20 protein-coding genes and 1 pseudogene are annotated in these 19,310 nt (G+C 61.4%); 10 read left to right on the top strand and 11 right to left on the bottom strand.

What is annotated here, in order from left to right; translation table 11 throughout:
- Positions 1–73 precede the first annotated feature (73 nt).
- Positions 74–424: a DUF883 family protein gene (locus R5R73_RS08055; protein WP_139284355.1), complete on the top strand. Its 351-nt coding sequence runs from the start codon at positions 74–76 to the stop codon at positions 422–424.
- Between the two features lie 67 nt (positions 425–491).
- Positions 492–728, top strand: coding sequence for a DUF883 family protein (locus R5R73_RS08050; RefSeq protein ID WP_071232833.1), 237 nt, complete (start codon positions 492–494; stop codon positions 726–728).
- 149 nt (positions 729–877) lie between these two features.
- On the opposite strand, the gene R5R73_RS08045 is transcribed toward R5R73_RS08050, so the two are convergent.
- Genes R5R73_RS08045 through R5R73_RS08035 form a run of 3 tightly spaced genes read right to left on the bottom strand, consistent with a single transcriptional unit; the run spans position 878 to position 1,735 of the window.
- Entirely contained in the window at positions 878–1,063 is a 186-nt protein-coding gene (locus R5R73_RS08045; protein WP_110635117.1) for a tautomerase family protein, read from the bottom strand.
- Positions 1,064–1,074: 11 nt separating this feature from the next.
- Complete coding sequence (locus R5R73_RS08040) at positions 1,075–1,491, bottom strand: hypothetical protein (RefSeq protein WP_167400672.1); 417 nt, start codon at positions 1,489–1,491, stop codon at positions 1,075–1,077.
- The gene (locus R5R73_RS08035; RefSeq protein WP_071232836.1) at positions 1,451–1,735 is read right to left on the bottom strand and encodes a succinate dehydrogenase assembly factor 2; all 285 of its coding nucleotides are present in this window, start codon (positions 1,733–1,735) and stop codon (positions 1,451–1,453) included. The genes R5R73_RS08040 and R5R73_RS08035 overlap by 41 nt, the downstream gene beginning before the upstream one ends.
- A gap of 193 nt (positions 1,736–1,928) precedes the next feature.
- Between R5R73_RS08035 and R5R73_RS08030 the strand changes: the two are divergent.
- From R5R73_RS08030 to lapB, 3 genes and pseudogenes are all read left to right on the top strand, one after another.
- Positions 1,929–2,240: pseudogene (locus tag R5R73_RS08030) on the top strand (integration host factor subunit beta); the annotation flags it as partial.
- A gap of 96 nt (positions 2,241–2,336) precedes the next feature.
- Positions 2,337–2,642 carry a LapA family protein gene (locus R5R73_RS08025; protein WP_071232838.1) on the top strand — a complete coding sequence of 102 codons (306 nt, stop codon included), beginning with the start codon at positions 2,337–2,339 and terminating at the stop codon, positions 2,640–2,642.
- Positions 2,643–3,830 (top strand): lipopolysaccharide assembly protein LapB, encoded by a 1,188-nt coding sequence (gene lapB, locus R5R73_RS08020; RefSeq protein ID WP_110635126.1) that lies wholly within the window; start codon positions 2,643–2,645, stop codon positions 3,828–3,830.
- Between the two features lie 5 nt (positions 3,831–3,835).
- On the opposite strand, the gene pyrF is transcribed toward lapB, so the two are convergent.
- A complete protein-coding gene (pyrF, locus tag R5R73_RS08015; RefSeq protein WP_322529384.1) occupies positions 3,836–4,540 on the bottom strand; it encodes an orotidine-5'-phosphate decarboxylase in 705 nt (234 codons plus the stop codon).
- 230 nt (positions 4,541–4,770) lie between these two features.
- On the opposite strand from pyrF, the gene R5R73_RS08010 reads away from it, so the two are divergent.
- The 5 genes from R5R73_RS08010 to R5R73_RS07990 all read left to right on the top strand — a co-directional run bounded on the left by R5R73_RS08010 (position 4,771) and on the right by R5R73_RS07990 (position 8,723).
- Entirely contained in the window at positions 4,771–5,034 is a 264-nt protein-coding gene (locus R5R73_RS08010) for a ComEA family DNA-binding protein (RefSeq protein WP_322529383.1), read from the top strand.
- A gap of 99 nt (positions 5,035–5,133) precedes the next feature.
- A complete protein-coding gene (locus tag R5R73_RS08005) occupies positions 5,134–5,616 on the top strand; it encodes an FxsA family protein (RefSeq protein WP_322529382.1) in 483 nt (160 codons plus the stop codon).
- A gap of 204 nt (positions 5,617–5,820) precedes the next feature.
- The gene (locus R5R73_RS08000) at positions 5,821–6,114 is read left to right on the top strand and encodes a co-chaperone GroES (protein ID WP_071232843.1); all 294 of its coding nucleotides are present in this window, start codon (positions 5,821–5,823) and stop codon (positions 6,112–6,114) included.
- Positions 6,115–6,173: 59 nt separating this feature from the next.
- Positions 6,174–7,814, top strand: a complete 1,641-nt coding sequence (groL, locus tag R5R73_RS07995; RefSeq protein WP_071232844.1) for a chaperonin GroEL — start codon at positions 6,174–6,176, stop codon at positions 7,812–7,814.
- A 180-nt stretch (positions 7,815–7,994) separates the two neighbouring features.
- The gene (locus tag R5R73_RS07990; protein WP_322529381.1) at positions 7,995–8,723 is read left to right on the top strand and encodes an RNA methyltransferase; all 729 of its coding nucleotides are present in this window, start codon (positions 7,995–7,997) and stop codon (positions 8,721–8,723) included.
- Positions 8,724–8,823: 100 nt separating this feature from the next.
- Here the strand turns inward: R5R73_RS07990 and rpsA are convergent, their stop codons facing one another.
- From rpsA to R5R73_RS07955, 7 genes are all read right to left on the bottom strand, one after another.
- Complete coding sequence (rpsA, locus tag R5R73_RS07985; RefSeq protein WP_071232846.1) at positions 8,824–10,500, bottom strand: 30S ribosomal protein S1; 1,677 nt, start codon at positions 10,498–10,500, stop codon at positions 8,824–8,826.
- A gap of 224 nt (positions 10,501–10,724) precedes the next feature.
- Positions 10,725–11,405 carry a (d)CMP kinase gene (gene cmk / locus R5R73_RS07980; RefSeq protein ID WP_322529380.1) on the bottom strand — a complete coding sequence of 227 codons (681 nt, stop codon included), beginning with the start codon at positions 11,403–11,405 and terminating at the stop codon, positions 10,725–10,727.
- The gene (locus R5R73_RS07975) at positions 11,402–13,582 is read right to left on the bottom strand and encodes a bifunctional prephenate dehydrogenase/3-phosphoshikimate 1-carboxyvinyltransferase (RefSeq protein WP_416221233.1); all 2,181 of its coding nucleotides are present in this window, start codon (positions 13,580–13,582) and stop codon (positions 11,402–11,404) included. Before R5R73_RS07975 ends, cmk begins: the two co-directional genes overlap by 4 nt.
- Positions 13,583–13,640: 58 nt before the next feature.
- Positions 13,641–14,741 carry a prephenate dehydratase gene (gene pheA, locus R5R73_RS07970; protein ID WP_322529378.1) on the bottom strand — a complete coding sequence of 367 codons (1,101 nt, stop codon included), beginning with the start codon at positions 14,739–14,741 and terminating at the stop codon, positions 13,641–13,643.
- A 34-nt stretch (positions 14,742–14,775) separates the two neighbouring features.
- The gene (gene serC, locus R5R73_RS07965) at positions 14,776–15,858 is read right to left on the bottom strand and encodes a 3-phosphoserine/phosphohydroxythreonine transaminase (RefSeq protein ID WP_071232850.1); all 1,083 of its coding nucleotides are present in this window, start codon (positions 15,856–15,858) and stop codon (positions 14,776–14,778) included.
- Positions 15,859–15,947: 89 nt separating this feature from the next.
- Positions 15,948–18,665 carry a DNA gyrase subunit A gene (gene gyrA, locus R5R73_RS07960; RefSeq protein WP_322529377.1) on the bottom strand — a complete coding sequence of 906 codons (2,718 nt, stop codon included), beginning with the start codon at positions 18,663–18,665 and terminating at the stop codon, positions 15,948–15,950.
- A gap of 161 nt (positions 18,666–18,826) precedes the next feature.
- On the bottom strand, positions 18,827–19,258 hold the full coding sequence (locus tag R5R73_RS07955) for an acyl-CoA thioesterase (RefSeq protein ID WP_087717894.1): 432 nt from the start codon (positions 19,256–19,258) through the stop codon (positions 18,827–18,829).
- Positions 19,259–19,310 lie beyond the last annotated feature (52 nt).

The raw sequence follows: 19,310 nt of genomic DNA, 5'->3' as shown, positions 1-19,310 counted from the left end.
CAACCATGCTGCTGCAATGGTGCCATTGCGTGAGCCAGTCGGAAGGCTATTCCATCGAACCGGAGGGATGAACATGAGCCTGTTCCATCGTGACGACAAGGACACCGGGACTAGCCGAATCGATGAAGACATGGCAGTCGCCGCCGAGCGCGCACCGCATTTGGGAGATGATCCGATCCGGGAGGAACCTGCATTGGCATCCGAAGAAGAACCGCTTGAAGAAAGCATCGACGAACCGTCACCCTACGCCACGGCTTATCTGACACGTGACAGCTGGGCAAGCCGCTCACGTCGTCGACTGAACGATCAGATCAGCGATACTTGCGAGAGTTGCGACGAATTCGTACAACATAAGCCTTGGCAGAGTGTCGGTATCGCCGCGCTGGGCGGCGTGCTGATGACCCTGCTGTTGAGTCGGCGCTGACAGCCGTTTTCCACCTGATCGGTCACGTGCACCGATCCACACATTGACGAATGGTTAAGGACGATCCATGAGCCGTAATTACCGTGAAGACACGCGCCATTACTACCGGGATGCCAAGCGCCGCGGCCGCAAGAGCCTCGATCGGGCCCGGCATCGCGCCGACGATATCAGCCATGAGCTGGTAGAAAACGCAGAAGAGGCGTGGCGCGAAACTGACGATTACGTTCATCGCAACGCTTGGAGCAGCATGGGTGTTGCCGCCCTTGCCGGGTTCGCCATCGGCTTCCTGGCCGGTCGCCGCTAGGCGTTCCCATCGCCGGCCCCACAGCGATTGGAAGCCGAGTGCCGGCTGAATGAAACGGCCCCGCGATGCAGTTCATGCATCACGGGGCCGTTTCTGATTCGGTAGTCGATACCGCATGCCTGGTAGTCGCAGGATCGCGATCCTCAGGCTCAGGCTTGATCCACACCCAGACGACCGCCTCTCGCCCAATCTTCCTGCTCGGTTTCCTGAAAAAATATCTGCACCGACTCGGGCGCTTGTCCGTATGCCTGCACGAACGCATCGGTGATGCGCTCGGCAAGCTCGCGCTTCTGCTCGACGCTACGGGGAAATTGCTGGATCGTCACAATGGGCATGAAAGATACCTTCAGGATGAGAAATCGGCACGTTCGACCTGTTCGGCCAAGGTTTCGCGCAAATGACGTAACGAATCCACGTCGCTGCTGTCAGGCCAGAGCCACACTCGTCGCCCGGAAAGATCGATAGCGGAGAGCAGCGGACCCAGCCGAATCAGGCGACACGTCTTCGTTTGCCAGGTACGGGCGTCGATCGAGCTTTCCCAGACCGGTCGTTCCCGTTCGTATGTACAGCGCAGGTACAGCCTTTCTGGCGTCTCGAGATAGTGCCGATACCCCGCTGCAATGGCCACCACCGCGATGATGGCAGCCACCCGCCAATCGATCCACCAGCTCGCATAGAGCGCCACTCCTCCTGCCAGCAGGAGTTGAAAACCCAGTGATAGCCTAGAGCGCCTGATGACGACTGCGGTCAGTGGTTTCGGCATGTTCGACGATCATCTGGACGAGGCGACGCATCTCCGGGTCCTGCGGCCATTCGCGACGCATCAGCCAGACAAAGAGATCCTGGTCCTCCTGGGCCAGCAGCTCACGATAGAGCTCCTTGTCCCCAGGGGGCAGTTCGTCATAGCAGGCCTCGAGAAACGGCATCAGAAGCAGGTCCAGCTCCCACATGCCGCGTCGGGAATGCCAGTAAAGCCGTCGACGCGTGACATCTTCGTTGTCTGACATGGACTATCCTCGATCCCGTGTACTGAATGAATGTGTCGCGCTGCATTATACCCAAGGGAATCCCCCACCACTATTCGGGAACGCGCGGTGACCGGCTAATGCGTTGTTTTCTCGAAAGTTGCGAAGTATGCTGAGACGACAATAACAGACGTCGGACGCCCATTGTGCGGTCTCCCACCGCCAGGCCGAGGCCTTACGGAGAATGTCGATGACCAAGTCTGAATTGATCGAGCAGATTGCCGCCCGCCGGTCGGAACTGTCGGCGAAGGAGGTCGAAGCCGCGGTGCGTGTCATCCTTGACGACATCACCAACGCCCTGGCAGAGGGCGGGCGCGTCGAAATTCGCGGATTCGGCAGTTTTTCCCTGCATTTTCGCGAGCCCCGCACCGGACGCAACCCAAAGACCGGCGACCCCGTCGATCTCGACGGAAAGTACGTCCCGCATTTCAAACCGGGAAAGGAACTACGCGAACAGGTCAATGCCAGCCGCGCGCTCGGCTATTGATCTTCCCAGTCACTGCAGCCGGCGCAGAGTCGGCGGCTGCCACCGCAATATGTAACGACGGCATGAGCCGTCGGCGGTGCGTCACCAGGAAAACCTATGCGCTGGCTCAAAGGCGTCATTCTCGCCATCATCTTGATCGTCGTGTTGCTGCTGGGCATTCTTTTTGCCGTCAATAACCAGCAGCCGCTGCCTCTGGATCTGATCTGGGTACAGCTGCCCCCGGCTTCGCTGTCGTTGTGGCTTCTGGTCGCTCTCGCCTGCGGCGTCATCCTCGGCATGCTCGCCATGACCGGCATGTATCTGCGGCTGCGAACCCTACTGACCCGGGCGCAACGTCATAATCAGCAACAACGCAAGGAACTCGATCGTCTCCGGACGCAGGAGTTCAAGGAAAGCCCCTGAATGAGCGATGTTCTGCTACTGGCGTTGCTGGTGGCAGCCATCGCCATCGGCTGGTTTCTGGGGCGATGGGAGTCCGGCCGGTTCCGGTCTCGTCCACAGCCGCCGCGCGGTTCGTTGCCGAGGGACTACTTCGTCGGCCTGAACTACCTGCTCAACGAGCAGCCCGATCGCGCGATAGAGACTTTTACGCAGGCCCTGGAAGTCAATAGCGACACGGTCGAAACGCACATCGCGCTAGGCAACCTCTACCGCTCACGGGGAGAAGCCGATCGGGCGGTGCGCATCCATCAGAATCTTCTCGCCCGCCCTGCCCTGACGCCCTCTCAGAGCGGGCAGGTACAGCTCGAACTCTCCCGCGACTTTCTCAATCTCGGCCTGCTGGACAGGGCGGAACGGCTGTTGCTGGCCCTGCAGAAAAGCCATGTCGACGACTCGCAGAAGCTCGCCGCCAAACGCCTGCTGGTCGATCTGTTCGAGCGAGAAAAGGAGTGGGCACAAGCTCTGGAGACCGCCCAGCCACAGCTGGTGCGCCAGGATGCCGATATCCGTCGAGCCGCCGCGCACTGGCATTGCGAACTGGCGAGCCAGCATCGCAACAACAGCAGCCCATCCTTGGCACGCAAGGCGTTGAAGCAGGCTCTGGGTATCGATGACCGCTGCGTTCGGGCCAACTGGATGCTGGGCCAGCTCGAATGGGACATCGGCCAGTATCGTGATGCAGCGCGGTTCTGGCAGCGCGTCCCCGAACAGGACGCCAGCTTCACCGCCATCGTGCTTGAGCCGTTGCGAGATGCGTATCGCCTGCTCGACGACGACAACGGCTGGTGGCAGTTTCTGGAAAGGCAATTGCAGCACAATCCGCAGACCACGGTAGTCATGATGGCGGCGGACACACTGAGACAACGACAAGGCGCCGATATCGCCTGCGCCTTCGTCAGCGATCAATTGCGCGAGCATCCCAGCCTGCGCGGGATCGACTATCTGATGGATCTCTATCTCGACGACAGCGATCCTGCAGAGCGCGATCGCCTGGAGCTGCTCAAGCAACACACCCGCCAGTTGCTGAGCATCCGGCCTCGCCACCGCTGCCAACGCTGTGGTTTCGGTACCGAACAATTGCATTGGCAGTGCCCTCGCTGCCGCAGTTGGGGCACCACCAAGCCGGTCGCCGGTCTGGAAGGCGAATGATCACGCTACTGCCAAGAGAGTGAACGCTCGATCTCCGTCAGCGCCGACATCGGGTCTGCTGCCTGAGTGATCGCCCGACCAATGACCAGATGCGTACTGCCGGCAGCCATCGCGGCCTCCGGCGTCATTACGCGTCGCTGATCCCCCTGCTCGGCCGTCGCGGGACGGATCCCCGGCGTCACCTTGAAAAAGGCCTCGCCACAGAGTTCCGTCAGCCTCGCGCTTTCACGTGCCGAGCAGACGACGCCATCCAGCCCGCTCTCCTGTGTCAGTCTGGCCAGCCGTTCGACCTGGGCCAGCGCGTCGCCCGATACGCCTATCTCCTGCAGCTCGTCGTCCGACATGCTGGTCAGCACGGTGACCGCGATGAGATGAGTTTTCAGCCCTCGCTGCGCCAGCCGCTCGGCACTCGCCTCCATCATTCTACGGCCACCGGAGGCATGGACATTGACCATCCATACCCCCAGATCCGCCGCCGCCTCGACGGCACCGGCCACAGTATTGGGAATATCGTGAAACTTGAGATCGAGAAAGACCTCGAATCCCCGTTGATGCATGGCCTCGACGGCCGCCGGCCCCGCTCGAGTAAATAGCTCCTTGCCGATCTTGACGCGGCAACGGGCCGGGTCGAGCGCATCGACCAAGGGCAACGCCTGCGACAGGTCGGAATAGTCGAGCGCAATGATGAGCGGCGAGTTCGGGGAAGGCATGAATCGTCTCCGGCATTCGAGTTCGAGCGGAGTATACCGAATGGAAGGCATCTGCGGGGGCAGAAGCGAACCGAAGCGCCGCCTGGCGCCGGCATGTAGCCATTGTCTTACGACAATCTGCGATATTTACCCATTAATTCCTTGGAACAGCCGTCGATACACAGAATGAAGACCGGCCAGGAGCATGACCGGCCTTCATCCACCTTCCTGTTCCGATCAAGGAAATCGATATGAAGACTTTGATTCACGCAGCACTCTTCTCGCTTCTCAGCTTCAGCGCCCTCCCCGCACTGGCGCAGGACACCCCGATCAATATCAACGAAGCGTCGGCAGAAGAACTGGCTACCCTCCCCGGCATCGGCGAAGTCAAGGCACAAGCCATCGTCGATGACCGGGAGGCCAACGGCGATTACAAGAGCCTCGAGGACCTGACTCGCGTCGACGGCATCGGTGAGGCAACCGTCAGCAACCTGGCCGAAGAAGCGACGCTGTAATCGTCTCCGGGGTCGCCGACGGCCCCGGAACGTCAATACTTGTAATCCTGTCGATCGTCTCCATCTTGGCTGAACAGGCAGCGTCACGACGGAGACACCATGCCCCTGCTATTCCTACTGGCGCTTTTCGCTATTGCGGATTTCGCCTTGCTGTTCACCCTTGGCGCCAAGATCGGTCTGCTGGCAAGTCTGGCGTGGATCATCGTGAGTGCCGCCTTCGGTATTCATCTCATTCGCCGCGAGAGCCTGCTTACGCTTCAGAGAGCTCGTGAGCGCATGGCCGCGGGCCAGATTCCCTCTGACGAACTGATGGCCGGCGCCTCGTTCCTGCTCGCCGGCATCCTGTTGATAGCGCCCGGTTTTCTTTCGGACATCGTGGGCCTACTATGCCTGCTCCCCGGCAGCAGCCAGTTGATGCGCCGGTGGTCCGGGCGCGGCACGCGACATGCTGGCGGGAGCGGACGGGACACTCCCGGCGACTGGGACGTCGGTCGGCGCAGATCCGAGAGCGCTTCCCACGATGACCAAGCTCGACACGGGAACACGCCGATCGAAGGGGAGTATCTGGGCAAGGATCGCTGATCCGATCGTCTGCCACACAGACGACACCAGGCGAGAAAATTTTTGGCTCGCCCCTTGAAACCGACCGGCAAGGCCCAATCAAGGCAACAGCGATAGCTTTAGGCCATCAGGCCCATTAACCGGAAGGCTAAGCCTTCACCCCTTGAGCCTCGCTCATGTGGGAACGTGCATTTGCAACATGCAACCATCAGGAGAACGTGAGCAATGAAAATCCGTCCCTTGCACGATCGCGTCATCGTACGTCGCAAAGAAGAAGAGCAGAAAACTGCTGGCGGCATCGTGCTTCCGGGCAGTGCCCAGGAAAAGCCGACCCGCGGTGAGGTCCTGGCCGTGGGTAACGGTCGCATCCTCGAAAGCGGCGAAGTCCGCGCACTGGACGTCAAGGTTGGCGATACCGTGATTTTCAAGGAAGGTTTCGGCGTCGAGAAGCAGAAGGTCGACGGTGAAGAAGTCCTGATCATGAGCGAAAGCGACATTCTGGCCGTCGTCGAAGGCTAATCGTCGCATCGCTCGACGCTTCATTACGATTTCACGTATTACATTAGGAAGATCGAACAATGGCAGCTAAACAAGTCAAGTTCTCTGATGATGCTCGCAAGCGCATGGCGCGTGGCGTCAACGTTCTCGCTGATGCCGTCAAGGCCACGCTGGGCCCGAAAGGCCGCAATGTCGTCCTGGAAAAATCCTTCGGCTCACCGACCGTGACCAAGGACGGCGTTTCTGTCGCCAAGGAAATCGAACTGAAGGACAAGTTCGAAAACATGGGCGCACAGATGGTCAAGGAAGTCGCTTCCAAGACCTCCGACGCTGCCGGTGATGGCACCACCACCGCAACCGTCCTGGCACAGGCCATCGTCAACGAAGGCCTGAAGGGCGTTGCTGCCGGCATGAACCCGATGGATCTGAAGCGCGGCATCGACAAGGCTGTCGTCGAGGCCGTCAAGCACATCCAGTCGCTCTCCGTACCGTGCACCGACTCCAAGGCTATCGCTCAGGTCGGCACGATCTCCGCCAACGGTGATGCTCGCATCGGCGAGATCATCGCGGAAGCAATGGAAAAAGTCGGCAAGGAAGGCGTCATCACCGTCGACGAAGGTCGCGGCTTCGAAGACGAGCTGGAAGTCGTCGAAGGCATGCAGTTCGATCGCGGCTACCTGTCTCCCTACTTCGTGACCAACCAGGACACGATGGCGGTCGAGCTCGAAGATCCGTACCTGCTGCTGGTCGACAAGAAGGTTTCCAACATTCGCGAGCTGCTGCCGGTTCTGGAAGCCGTCGCGAAGGCAGGCAAGCCGCTGGCCATCATCGCTGAAGATATCGAAGGCGAAGCGCTGGCAACACTGGTCGTCAACAACATGCGCGGCATCGTCAAGGTCGCTGCGGCCAAGGCGCCCGGCTTCGGCGATCGTCGCAAGGCCATGCTGCAGGACATCGCCATCCTGACCGGTGGCACCGTGATTTCCGAAGAAGTCGGTCTGAGCCTCGAGCAGGCCAACCTCGACCACCTGGGCAGCGCCAAGCGCATCACCATGTCCAAGGAAAACACCACCATCATCGATGGTGCTGGCGTCGAGTCCGACATCGAAGCCCGTGTCGCCCAGATTCGTGCCCAGATCGAAGAAACCTCTTCCGATTACGATCGCGAAAAGCTGCAAGAGCGTGTTGCCAAGCTGGCAGGCGGCGTTGCGGTCATCCGCGTGGGTGCGGCGACCGAATTCGAGATGAAAGAGAAGAAGGCTCGCGTCGAAGACGCGCTGCACTCGACTCGCGCCGCTGTCGAAGAAGGTGTCGTGCCTGGTGGCGGTACCGCCATGGTTCGCGTCCTGACGCTGATCCAGGGCCTGACCGGCGACAACGAAGACCAGACTCATGGTATCGCCATTGCACTGCGCGCCATGGAAGCGCCGCTGCGCCAGATCGTGACCAACGCTGGCGAAGAAGCTTCTGTCGTCGTCAACCGCGTCAAGGATGGCGAAGGCAACTTCGGCTATAACGCGCAGACTGGCGAATACGGCGACCTGTTCGAAATGGGCGTTCTCGATCCGGCCAAGGTCACGCGTACCGCACTGCAGTCCGCAGCTTCCGTTGCCGGCCTGATGATCACCACCGAAGCCATGGTGGCCGAAGATCCGGAAGATGCACCGGCAGGCGGCGCACCGGACATGGGCGGTATGGGTGGCATGGGCGGTATGATGTAAATCATCGCCCCGCCATCACCTGATTTTTCAGACTATCGAAAGGTTCAGGTATCATGGAAAGCCCCGCCATTGGCGGGGCTTTTTTGTTTTCGAGCCAAGCGTCAAGCGTTCGGGGTTATGTCGTTACGCCTTGGTCATCGCGCCTTGCCTTATTCTTTTGCCTGCAGGAGTTTTTCGCGCATGCTGAATCGCATTCGCATCGTTCTCGTCCAGACTTATCATCCTGGCAATATCGGTGCCAGCGCGCGCGCCATGAAGACCATGGGTTTGAGCGATCTGGTACTGGTCGCACCACGCCAGTTTCCCGATGAGGAGGCCACTCGCCTCGCTGCTGGCGCCACCGACCTCCTCGACGACTGTCGTGTCGTCGATTCTCTCTCCGAGGCCATCGGCGATTGCGTTCAGGTAATCGGCGCCAGCGCCCGCCTACGCAGCCTGCCACTGCCTTGCTATCACGCCCCGGATCGAATGGCCGCCGAACTCTGGCAGCGACTGCCGGAAGGGCCGGTTGCCATCGTTTTCGGCCGGGAGCGCTACGGACTGACCAACGAGGAAATCAGCCACTGCACCCACCAGTTGAACATTCCTGCCAACCCGGACTATGGCGTGCTCAATCTCTCCCAGGCTGTGCAGATCGTCGCCTACGAAACGTTCCGACAGTCTCGAACCGAGGAAGCAGCCCAGCAACCCCCCAGAGCCAATGGCCCCTACCCGACGGTGGAACAGCTGGAATACTTCTACGATCACCTTCATCGCGCCCTGGATAGCGCCGGATTTCTGACGCAGCCTCACGCCAAGACCGAAGCGCATCTACGCGCCCTGTTCGCTCGCGCCGAACCCAGCCGCAAGGAGCTATCGATTCTCCGCGGGGTACTCAATGCCCTGGAGAGCCGCAACCCATCCGAATGAAGCCCGGCGACAAAGGTCCTCGGCTCGCGCACAAAAAGCGCCCATAAAAAAACAGCGCCCGGAGGCGCTGTTTTTCATGGGAGAGAACGGATTCGGAGAATCAATCCTGACCCATCTGCTGCTTGATCAGATCACCGATGGTAGTCGGGCCGTTCGGCTCGGCTTCCTGATCCCGCTTGCCGCCAGTGCTGCGACGCGGCTCGACCTGATCCTTCGCCTTGATGGACAGGTTGATGACGCGGCTCTTGCGATCGACATTGACGATCTTGGCTTCGACGCTGTCGCCTTCGTTCAGCACGTTGCGAGCGTCTTCGACGCGGTCAGCGCTGATCTCGGAAGCCTTGAGCACGGCCACGACGTCAGTCGCCAGCTCGACATGAGCTTCCTTGGCGTCGACTTCGACGATACGGCCCGTGACGATGGAGCCCTTGTCGTTGACGGCCAAGAACTCGGAGACCGGATCGGACTCGAGCTGCTTGATGCCCAGCGAGATGCGCTCGCGCTCCGGATCGATCGAGAGGATGACTGCTTCCGCTTCGTCGCCCTTCTTGAACTGGCGAACGGCTTCTTCGCCGGTCTCGCTCCAGGAGATGTCGGAGAGGTGAACCAGGCCGTCGATGCCGCCTTCCAGACCGATGAAGATACCGAAGTCGGTGATCGACTTGATGGTACCGGCAACGCGGTCGCCCTTGTTGTAACGAGCGCTGAAGTCTTCCCACGGGTTGGTGGTGCACTGCTTGATACCCAGGGAAATACGGCGACGCTCTTCGTCGATGTCCAGAACCATGACTTCGACTTCGTCACCGACCTGAACCACCTTGGACGGATGGATGTTCTTGTTGGTCCAGTCCATTTCGGAAACGTGAACCAGACCTTCGACACCCTCTTCCAGCTCGGCAAAGCAGCCGTAGTCGGTCAGATTGGTGACGCGGGCGTTGACTTTCATGCCTTCCGGATAGCGGTCGACGATATTGACCCACGGATCTTCGCCCAGCTGCTTCAGACCCAGCGATACGCGGTTGCGCTCGCGGTCGAACTTCAGCACCTTGACATTGATCTCGTCGCCAACGGCCACGATTTCGCTCGGATGCTTGATACGCTTCCAGGCCATGTCGGTGATGTGCAACAGGCCGTCAACGCCACCGAGATCCACGAACGCGCCGTAGTCGGTCAGGTTCTTGACGATACCGTTGATCTGCTGGCCTTCCTGCAGGGTGGCGAGCAGCGCTTCACGCTCGGCACTGTTCTCGGCTTCGAGAACGGCACGGCGGGAAACGACGACGTTGTTGCGCTTCGGATCGAGCTTGATGACCTTGAAGTCCAGCTCTTTGTGCTCCAGGTGCGCGGTATCGCGGACCGGACGCACATCGACCAGCGAGCCCGGCAGGAAGGCACGGATGGAGGCGACATCGACGGTGAAACCGCCTTTGACCTTACCGTTGATCACGCCCTTGACGATCTCGTCCTTCTCGAAGGCCGCTTCCAGTTCCTTCCACGCTTCGGCACGCTTGGCCTTCTCGCGTGACAGGCGGGTCTCGCCGAAGCCATCTTCCACGGCTTCCAGCGCGACCTTGACTTCATCACCGATCGCGATGGTCATCTCGCCATTGTCGTCGCGGAACTGCGCGACGGGGATCTGTCCTTCGGACTTCAACCCGGCGTTGACGGTGATCCAGTCGCCTTCGATGTCAACCACGGTTGCCATGACGATGGCACCGGGTTCCATGTTGATGTCCTGGAGAGACTGTTCAAACAACTCAGCAAAGCTTTCGCTCATGTGATTCCTACGTGATCAACGTTGATGACGGTCATACCGTCTTCCTCCGTACCACCAGCGAGCACGGGCCTTATCGACATATCCCTGGGGATGTTGGCGCTGGTTCGACCTGCAACGACTTGTCAGTCGGATCATTGCACGTCATGACATCTTGCCAGGGTCCCCGGTAGCGGAAGTGCGTCGTCGGCTTTTGCCACGAACCGGCAGTCAGACCAGGAAAGGCGCTAGACCAGGTTTCGTTCGGCGAGCAGCGTCTCGATACGCTCCACGACTTCCGGTATATCCAGCTGCGTCGTGTCCAGCTCTACCGCATCTGCGGCGGGCTTGAGCGGGGCCACGGCGCGCTGCATATCACGCGCATCGCGCGCTTTGATTTCTTCCAAAAGGGTCGAGAGTCTAGCATCTTCACCCGCCTGCTGCAATTGCAGCAGGCGCCGCCTGGCACGCTCTTCGGCGGAGGCAGTGAGATAGATCTTGAGCGGCGCATCGGGAAAGACCACCGTCCCCATATCGCGGCCATCGGCCACCAGGCCCGGTGCCTGATGAAAATCGCGCTGACGCTGCAGCAACGCATCACGCACCGGTGGTAGCGCCGCGACCTGGGAAGCGGCGTTGCCGACTCCCTCGCTGCGAATCGCCGTGGTCACGTCGTCGCCTTCCAGCAGGATCTGCATCGCGCCATTCTCGACCGCGAACACTACATCGAGATTCTGGGCCTGCTCGGAGAGCGCCTGCGCATCATCGACAGCGATCCCATGGCGCAATGCCGACAGCGCCGTCAAACGATAGAGCGCCCCGCTGTCCAGTAGATGCCATCCCATGTGCTCGGCGATCATCCGGCTGATCGTGCCCTTCCCGGCACCCCCCGGACCGTCGATGGTCAGAACCGGTGCCAGATGGGTCATGTCGATGCCTCCGTCAGTTCCAGCCCCACCTTGTTGGCCAGCGCGACGAAACCCGGGAAGGATGTCGCTACGTTGGCACAGTCGTCGATCACTACCGGCTCGCTGGCGCGCAAGGCGGCGACGGTGAAAGCCATGGCAATACGGTGATCGCCCAGGCTATCCACCTGTCCGCCACCGTAGCTGGCACCATCGCCAGCCCGGCCGACGACATCGATGCCGTCTTCGTAGACCGTCGTCTCGACGCCGAGAATGGTAAGTCCATCGGCCATCGCCTGGATCCGGTCGGACTCCTTGACGCGAAGCTCTTCGGCGCCGCGCAGCCGCGTCGTGCCCTCGGCATTGGCTGCGGCGACGAACAGCGCCGGAAATTCGTCGATCGCCAGCGGCACCTGATCGACGGGAATATCGATACCCTTCAGCGGTGCATAGCGGATATGCAGGTCGGCGACCGGCTCGCCACCGACCTCGCGCGGATTCTCCAGCCGCAGATCGGCACCCATCGCCTTGAGAATGTTGATGACGCCGATACGCGTCGGATTGACCCCGACATGCTCGAGCACGAGATCCGACCCTGGCGTGATGGCCGCCGCCACCAGGAAGAAAGTGGCGGAAGAGATGTCCGACGGCACATCGATGGGCGCACTGGTCAGTTCGCCTCCACCCTGCAGCGTCGCCAGATCGCCGTCGCGGACGACCTTGTAGCCGAAGCCGTTGAGCATGCGTTCGGTATGGTCACGCGTCGGCGCCGGCTCGCGCACGCGCGTTTCACCTTCGGCATAGAGACCCGCCAGCAGCAGGCAGGATTTGACCTGGGCGCTGGCCATCGGCATGTCGTAGTGAATGCCTTTCAATGGCTGACCGCCATGGATCTTCAACGGCGGGCGGCCACCTTCGGCGGTATCGATCTTCGCGCCCATCAAGCGCAGCGGATCGGCCACCCGCGCCATCGGCCGCTTGGTCAACGAGGCATCGCCGGTCAGCTCGGTATCGAAGGTCTGGCCCGCCAGCAGACCGGCAAACAGACGCATGGCAGTGCCCGAATTGCCCACGTAGATCGGCCCCGCCGGCTTTTTCAGTCCGTGCAGGCCCACGCCATGGATCGTCACTCTGCCCTGGTGCGGGCCCTCGATGGCGACCCCCATGTCACGGAAGGCTTGCAGCGTTGCCAGGCTATCCTCGCCCTCGAGAAAGCCCTTGACCTCGGTGACACCACTGGCCAGTGCGCCGAGCATGATCGAGCGGTGAGAGATAGACTTGTCGCCGGGAACGCGAATCCGGCCACTGACCGAACCGCCGGGCGACACCCGGTACTGAACCTGTCGTGCTTCCATGGTCTGATAACTCGTCTGATTCAACAGCGTTTCAAAATAGTGTCTGGCGTGACTGGCACGGTCGAACGTACCCAGCATGGCGTCGCTGTCGCCCTGCTCTATCGCCGTTCGCAGCCGGGCGAGACCGGCTTCGAAATCATCCAGCGCCGCCAGCAACGCGCCGCGATTGGCAGTGAAGATATCGCGCCACATGACCGGGTCACTGCCGGCGATTCGGGTAAAGTCGCGAAACCCGCCGGCGGCATAGCGAAAGATCTCCAGACGTTCGTCCTGCCGTGCCAGCGTATCGACCAGCGAAAACGCCAGCAGGTGCGGCAGGTGGCTGGTCCTCGCCAGAACCTGATCGTGGCGATCCACCGGCATTTCCAGCACGTCGGCTCCGCAGCGTTGCCATAGCGCACGCACCGCAGCGACAGCGGCCGGTGCCGTGTCAGCCTCCGGGGTCAGGATGACCTTGTGATGACGATAGAGCGCCGGATTGGCCGCAGCCACGCCACTTTTCTCGGAGCCGGCGATGGGATGGCCAGGAACGAAATTGGTCGGCAGATGGCCGAAGGCTTCCCGTGCGGCATCGCAGACGCGACGCTTGGTACTGCCGACATCGGTCAGGATCTGCTCGTCGATCAACGGCGACAGCTGCGCGAAGACCTGTTTCATGGCCAGCACCGGCACCGCCAGCACGATGATGTCGCTCCGAGCGACCAGCGGCGCCAGTTCGCCACCGCCCTCGTCGATCACGCCCAGCTCGAGTCCGGTCGCGATCTCGTCCCGATCCCGGTCACAAGCCAGGATGCGCCCGGCATAGCCGTTGGCCTTGAGCGCCGCGGCCAGCGAACCGCCGATCATGCCCAGCCCCACGATCAGCAGCGTCGCTTCTCCTGCTGGCGTATCTCCGGCCCGCACCTTACAGCACACCTACCGGGTAGGAGCCCAGCACTTTCATGTCCTGGGCACAGTTGCGCACTTCATCCAGCACACGGGCGATCTCGGGCTGGTCGACATGTCCCTTGAAGTCGATGAAGAACACGTAGTTCCAGGCCCCGGTACGGGACGGACGCGTTTCCAGCCGCGTCATGTCGACACGGTGGCGATGGAACGGCTCGAGCAGATCGTGCAGCGCGCCCGGCTCGTTGCGCATGGCGACCACGATGGAAGTCTTGTCGGTGCCGGACGGCGGGACCGACTCATTGCCGATGATCAAAAACCGCGTGGAGTTGTCCGGCCGATCCTCGATCTTCTCGGCGACGTGGTCGAGCCCGTAGAGCTGGGCGGCCATATCGCTCGCGATGGCGGCGCTGTGCCATTCGGTCTTGACCAGCCGCGCGGCCTCCGCGTTGGAGGATACCGCCACACGCTCGGCGTGCGGATAGTGCGCGTCCAGCCACTTGCGGCACTGGGCGAAGGATTGCGGATGCGAGTAGATCCGGGAGATCTTGTCCTGGCGCGTGACGCTCGACATCAGCAGGTGATGATGGATACGCAGCACCACCTCGCCGCTGATATGCAGGCCGGAGTCCATGAACGAATCCAGCGTGTTGTTGACCACGCCCTCGGTGGAGTTCTCCACCGGCACCACGCCGTAGTTGACCGCGCCCGCCTCGACCTCGCGGAACACTTCGTCGATCGCGGCCATCGGCAGGCTGATCGCACTGTGCCCGAAATGCTTGAGCGCTGCCTGCTGGGTAAAGGTCCCCTCCGGGCCGAGATAAGCCACCTTGATCGGCTTTTCCAGCGCCAGACAGGCCGACATGATCTCGCGGAACAGGCGCGCCATTTCCTCGCTGTGCAGCGGCCCGGGGTTGTTTTCCATCACCCGGCGCAGAACCTGGGCCTCGCGTTCCGGGCGATAGAACACGGCGTTCGGATCATCCGCCGTCTTGACGTGGGCGACCTGCTGGGCGCAATCGGCGCGCTCGCTGATCAGCCGCAGCAGTTCGCTGTCGATGGTGTCGATACGTTGCCGCAGGGCTGCAAGGTCCAGCGGCGAATTCGAGGAGTCACTCATGACCATATCCTGAAGGAGGTGGGTGACGCCCCGCTTAACCGCGGCGGCGCTCGAAATCCCGCATGAACGTGGTCAGCGCCTGCACGTCGGCTTCGCTGACCGCATTGTAGAGGCTCGCACGCATGCCGCCGACGCTGCGGTGCCCCTTGAGGTTCAGCAACCCTTCCGACTCGGCCTCGCTGAGAAAGACCGAATTCAGCGACTCGTCCGCCAGCGTGAACGGCACGTTCATGATCGAGCGGTTGGTCGGGTCGATCGGGTTGGCATAGAAGTCGCTGTCATCGATCGTCGAATAGAGCGCCTCGCATTTGCGACGGTTGATCGCCTCCATCTCGGCCAGGCCACCGATATCCTGCTTGAGCCACTGAAATACCAGGCCGGCCAGATACCAGGCGTAGGTGGGCGGCGTATTGATCATCGAGTCGTTGTCGGCGTAAACCTTCCACCCCAGCAGCGACGGCGTCTGCGGCAGAGCGCGCTCGAGCAGGTCGTCGCGAACGATGACCACGGTGATACCGGCAGGGCCGATGTTCTTCTGCGCCCCGGCATAGATGACGCCATAGCGACTCACGTCCAGCGGCGCCGACAGGATCGACGACGACATGTCGCACACCAGCGGTACGGAGACTTCCGGCGTGTAATCGTACGCCAGTCCGCCGATGGTCTCGTTATGGCAGTAGTGCAGATAGGCGGCATCGTTCGAGAGCGCAATCTCGTCGGGGCGCGGCACATGCACATAGCCGTTGCCGCGTGTCGACCCGGCGATATGGGAGGCGGCGAGATGATCCGCTTCCTTGATCGCCTTGGTCGACCAGATGCCGGTATCCAGATAGTTGGGCGTACCGCCCTGCCCCAGCAGATTGAGCGGCACGCAGGCGAACTGCATGGTGGCGCCGCCCTGCATGAACAGCACGCGGTAGTTGTCAGGAATCGCCAGCAGATCGCGCAGGTCCTGCTCGGCCTGAGCGGCGATTGCTTCGAACGTCGGGCTGCGATGGCTCATTTCCATCACCGACAGCCCCTGGCCCCGGTAGTCGAGCAACTCTTCGCGAGCGCGTTCCAGAACGGCGGTCGGCATCGCCGCCGGGCCAGCACAGAAATTATGCAGACGTGTCATCGTCAAGGTTTCCCGATTCAAAGCCTAAAAGCCACTTACAAGAGCCACGGCTCACAAACACGCCCCGGCTGTTGCCGGGGCGCCACTGCCTACTCGCGTCCTTCGCCGGACTCGGCATCATCCTCGCCAGTGTCGACGGGCGGCGTCTCTTCCGCCAGATCGACAGCGGCCCCGCCTTCCGCCATCTCTTCCTCGCTCGGCTCGTCCACACGAACCGTCTTGACCAGACGCTCGTCGTCGCCGGTGCGAATCAGGGTGACGCCCTGGGTGTTACGCGAACTGACCGAGACTTCGGCCACGCGAGTACGCACCAGCGTGCCACGATCGGTGATCAGCATCATTTCATCGCTACTGCGAACCTGCATCGCCGCGACCAGCGAGCCATTGCGCGCGGTGGTCTGCATCGCGATCACGCCCTGGCCGCCACGCCCGCGAATCGGGAACTCCTCGAGTCGGGTGCGCTTGCCGTAGCCATTTTCCGACGCCGTCAGAATATAGATCTGCTCGTCGCCGCCTTTGCTGGCGCCATCATTCCCGGCATCGGCCTCGCTGTCGGCGTCGGCATCCGCATCGATGGTCTGACTCTGCGGAATGATCAGACTGATCACCTCGGCACCATCCAGCAGACGCATGCCGCGCACGCCGCGGGCCGTTCGGCCCATCGCGCGGACGTTACCTTCCTCGAAGCGGATCGCCTTGCCGTTGGACGACAACAGCATGACGTGATCCGAGCCGGAAGTGATGGCGGCGCCAATCAGGCGATCGCCTTCATCGATATCGATGGCAATCAGACCCACACTGCGCGGCCGCGAGAACTGGTCCAGCGACGTGCGCTTGACCGTGCCGCTGGCGGTGGCAAAGAAGATATAGCTGTCCGGATTGTATTCACGCACCGGCAGGATCGCGCTGATCGACTCGCCGGCATCCAGCGGCAGCAGGTTGACCAGCGGCTTGCCACGCGATCCGCGGCTGGCATTGGGCATTTCGTAGGTCTTGAGCCAGTACACCTTGCCGCGACTGGAGAACAGCAGCATGGTGTCGTGCGTCGAGGCCACCACCAGATGCTCGATGACGTCTTCGTCCTTCATGCTGGTGGCCGACTTGCCGCGTCCGCCGCGCTTCTGTGCCTGATAATCGGAGATCGGCTGCGTCTTGGCATAACCGCCGCGGGACAGCGTGACCACCATGTCTTCCTCGGCGATCAGATCTTCCATGGACAGGTCGAGACGGCTGGTCTGAATCTCGGTCCGGCGCGCGTCACCGTACTGGTCGCGGATCGCCTCCAGCTCCTCGCGGATCACCTCGAGCAGGCGATCCGGCGACGCCAGGATGTGATTGAGTTCAGCGATGCGCTCGAGAATGCTCAGGTACTCGTCGAGCAGCTTCTCCGTTTCCAGACCGGTGAGGCGATGCAGACGCAGTTCGAGGATCGCCTGGGCCTGTGCCGGAGAGAGCCGATACATGGCACTGTCGTCACTCAGGCCATAGCCCTCTTCGAGATCTTCCGGCTTGCAGGAAGTCGCGCCGGCGCGCTCGAGCATGCCGGTGACCTGCCCCGGCTGCCAGTCGCGGGCAAGCAGTTTTTCCTTCGCTTCGGCGGCGTTCGGCGAGGCCTTGATCAGTTCGATCACCTCGTCGATATTGGAGATCGCGACCGTCAGGCCTTCGAGCAGATGCCCGCGCTCACGAGCCTTGCGGAGTTCGAACAGCGTGCGGCGAGTAACGACTTCGCGCCGGTGCCGGACAAAGGCCTCGAGCAGTTGCTTGAGGTTCAGTGTCTTGGGCTGGCCGTCGTCGAGGGCGACGATATTGATCCCGAACACGTTCTCGAGCTGCGTGTGCGCGAACAGGTTGTTGACGACGACATCGCCGGATTCGCCACGCTTGATCTCGATCACCACGCGCAGCCCTTCCTTGTCGGACTCGTCGCGCAGCTCGGCGATACCCTCGATCCGCTTCTCCTTGACCAGCTCGGCGATCTTCTCGATCAGCCGCGCCTTGTTGACCTGGTAGGGAAGCTCGGTGATGACGATGTGGTCACGACCGCTCTTCTTGTCGAACTCGACGGTATGCTTGGCGCGCACGTAGATGCGCCCGCGGCCGGTACGGTAGGCTTCGAGAATGCCGGCGCGACCGTTGATGATGCCGGCAGTGGGGAAGTCGGGCCCGGGGATGTACTCCATCAGGTCATCGACCGTCAGCGTGTAATCCTCGATCAGCGCCAGGCAACCGTTGATCACCTCCACCATGTTGTGCGGCGGAATGTTGGTCGCCATGCCCACGGCGATACCGGAGGCACCGTTGATCAGCAGGTTCGGCACCTTGGTCGGCAGCACTTCGGGGATTCGCTCGGTGCCGTCGTAGTTGTCGACCCAGTCGACGGTATCCTTCTCGAGATCGGCGAGCAGTTCATGCGACAGGCGTGCCATGCGAACTTCGGTGTAACGCATTGCCGCCGCGTTATCGCCGTCGATGGACCCGAAGTTGCCCTGACCATCGATCAATACATGGCGCATCGAGAAGTGCTGCGCCATGCGCACGATGGTGTCGTAGACCGCGCTGTCGCCGTGGGGATGATATTTACCGATGACATCGCCGACCACGCGCGCCGACTTCTTGTATGGCTTGTTCCAGTCATTGCCGAGTTCGTGCATCGCGTAGAGCACGCGACGGTGGACCGGCTTCAAGCCATCGCGGACATCGGGTAGCGCGCGCCCGATGATGACGCTCATCGCATAGTCCAGATAGGACTGCTTGAGTTCGTCCTCGATGTTGACTGGCAGAATCTCTCTGGCGATATCACCCATGGGTCGTCAAATCCTTTGCACCGCTGCCACGCCCGGAGTCCGGCCGTGGCAGCGTTAATAAAGCCCTGGCTAGGCGGCCAAGTGGCTCAGCCACACAATCACGGGATCATACCATTTCAGGGACTTCAAAGGCAGGCGTTGACGCGCTTTGACCCGGTTTTCTACTTCGTTTCAGCCACATCGACGACCAAGGGTCCCAATCGCTCCGCCCATTCCCCTTCCATCGGGATCACCTGACCGCTTTGCTGGTCCAGCAACACGAAGGTCAGCTTAGCCGATGCGACCAGCTCACCGCTGCCGACATGGGTAATGCGATGACCGACCACCCCGCTGCGCCCGCCAAGCCGGGTCAGGCAGGTCTCGACCTCGAGGTCGTCGTTCATGACGGCCGCGCGCCGGTAATCGATATTGAGATTGACCGCGACCAGCGCCACGCCTCTTGCCAAGCCTTCGGCAAACTCCGGGTGCGCGTCGACATAGGCCCAGCGCCCTTCTTCCAGAAACTCCAGATAGCGGGCGTGATTGACGTGGCCGTAGCCATCGAGATGAAAGCCGCGAACGCGCACGGCAGTCACGGTAGTGCGTGAATCCATGGAATCTCTCCTGTTGGTGCAAAGTCTCGTCGTAGCTCGTAGCTCGTAGCTC

The organism is Salinicola sp. LHM, from assembly GCF_034479735.1.
GTDB lineage: Bacteria > Pseudomonadota > Gammaproteobacteria > Pseudomonadales > Halomonadaceae > Salinicola > Salinicola salarius.
This window is presented reverse-complemented; position numbering and strand designations above follow the sequence as displayed.

Coding starts and splice junctions, on each gene's coding strand:
- pyrF (WP_322529384.1), bottom strand. CDS start 4,540: ATGCCTTCCCCGAACTCGCCGCTCATCATTGCGCTCGACTATTCCGAC.
- lapB (WP_110635126.1), top strand. CDS start 2,643: ATGAGCGATGTTCTGCTACTGGCGTTGCTGGTGGCAGCCATCGCCATC.
- R5R73_RS08050 (WP_071232833.1), top strand. CDS start 492: ATGAGCCGTAATTACCGTGAAGACACGCGCCATTACTACCGGGATGCC.
- cmk (WP_322529380.1), bottom strand. CDS start 11,405: ATGACCCATCTGGCACCGGTTCTGACCATCGACGGTCCGGGGGGTGCC.
- pheA (WP_322529378.1), bottom strand. CDS start 14,741: ATGAGTGACTCCTCGAATTCGCCGCTGGACCTTGCAGCCCTGCGGCAA.
- R5R73_RS08000 (WP_071232843.1), top strand. CDS start 5,821: ATGAAAATCCGTCCCTTGCACGATCGCGTCATCGTACGTCGCAAAGAA.
- R5R73_RS08045 (WP_110635117.1), bottom strand. CDS start 1,063: ATGCCCATTGTGACGATCCAGCAATTTCCCCGTAGCGTCGAGCAGAAG.
- rpsA (WP_071232846.1), bottom strand. CDS start 10,500: ATGAGCGAAAGCTTTGCTGAGTTGTTTGAACAGTCTCTCCAGGACATC.
- R5R73_RS07955 (WP_087717894.1), bottom strand. CDS start 19,258: ATGGATTCACGCACTACCGTGACTGCCGTGCGCGTTCGCGGCTTTCAT.
- R5R73_RS08010 (WP_322529383.1), top strand. CDS start 4,771: ATGAAGACTTTGATTCACGCAGCACTCTTCTCGCTTCTCAGCTTCAGC.
- groL (WP_071232844.1), top strand. CDS start 6,174: ATGGCAGCTAAACAAGTCAAGTTCTCTGATGATGCTCGCAAGCGCATG.
- R5R73_RS08055 (WP_139284355.1), top strand. CDS start 74: ATGAGCCTGTTCCATCGTGACGACAAGGACACCGGGACTAGCCGAATC.
- R5R73_RS08035 (WP_071232836.1), bottom strand. CDS start 1,735: ATGTCAGACAACGAAGATGTCACGCGTCGACGGCTTTACTGGCATTCC.
- R5R73_RS07990 (WP_322529381.1), top strand. CDS start 7,995: ATGCTGAATCGCATTCGCATCGTTCTCGTCCAGACTTATCATCCTGGC.
- serC (WP_071232850.1), bottom strand. CDS start 15,858: ATGACACGTCTGCATAATTTCTGTGCTGGCCCGGCGGCGATGCCGACC.
- gyrA (WP_322529377.1), bottom strand. CDS start 18,665: ATGGGTGATATCGCCAGAGAGATTCTGCCAGTCAACATCGAGGACGAA.
- R5R73_RS08025 (WP_071232838.1), top strand. CDS start 2,337: ATGCGCTGGCTCAAAGGCGTCATTCTCGCCATCATCTTGATCGTCGTG.
- R5R73_RS08005 (WP_322529382.1), top strand. CDS start 5,134: ATGCCCCTGCTATTCCTACTGGCGCTTTTCGCTATTGCGGATTTCGCC.
- R5R73_RS08040 (WP_167400672.1), bottom strand. CDS start 1,491: ATGCCGAAACCACTGACCGCAGTCGTCATCAGGCGCTCTAGGCTATCA.
- R5R73_RS07975 (WP_416221233.1), bottom strand. CDS start 13,582: ATGATCGGCGGTTCGCTGGCCGCGGCGCTCAAGGCCAACGGCTATGCC.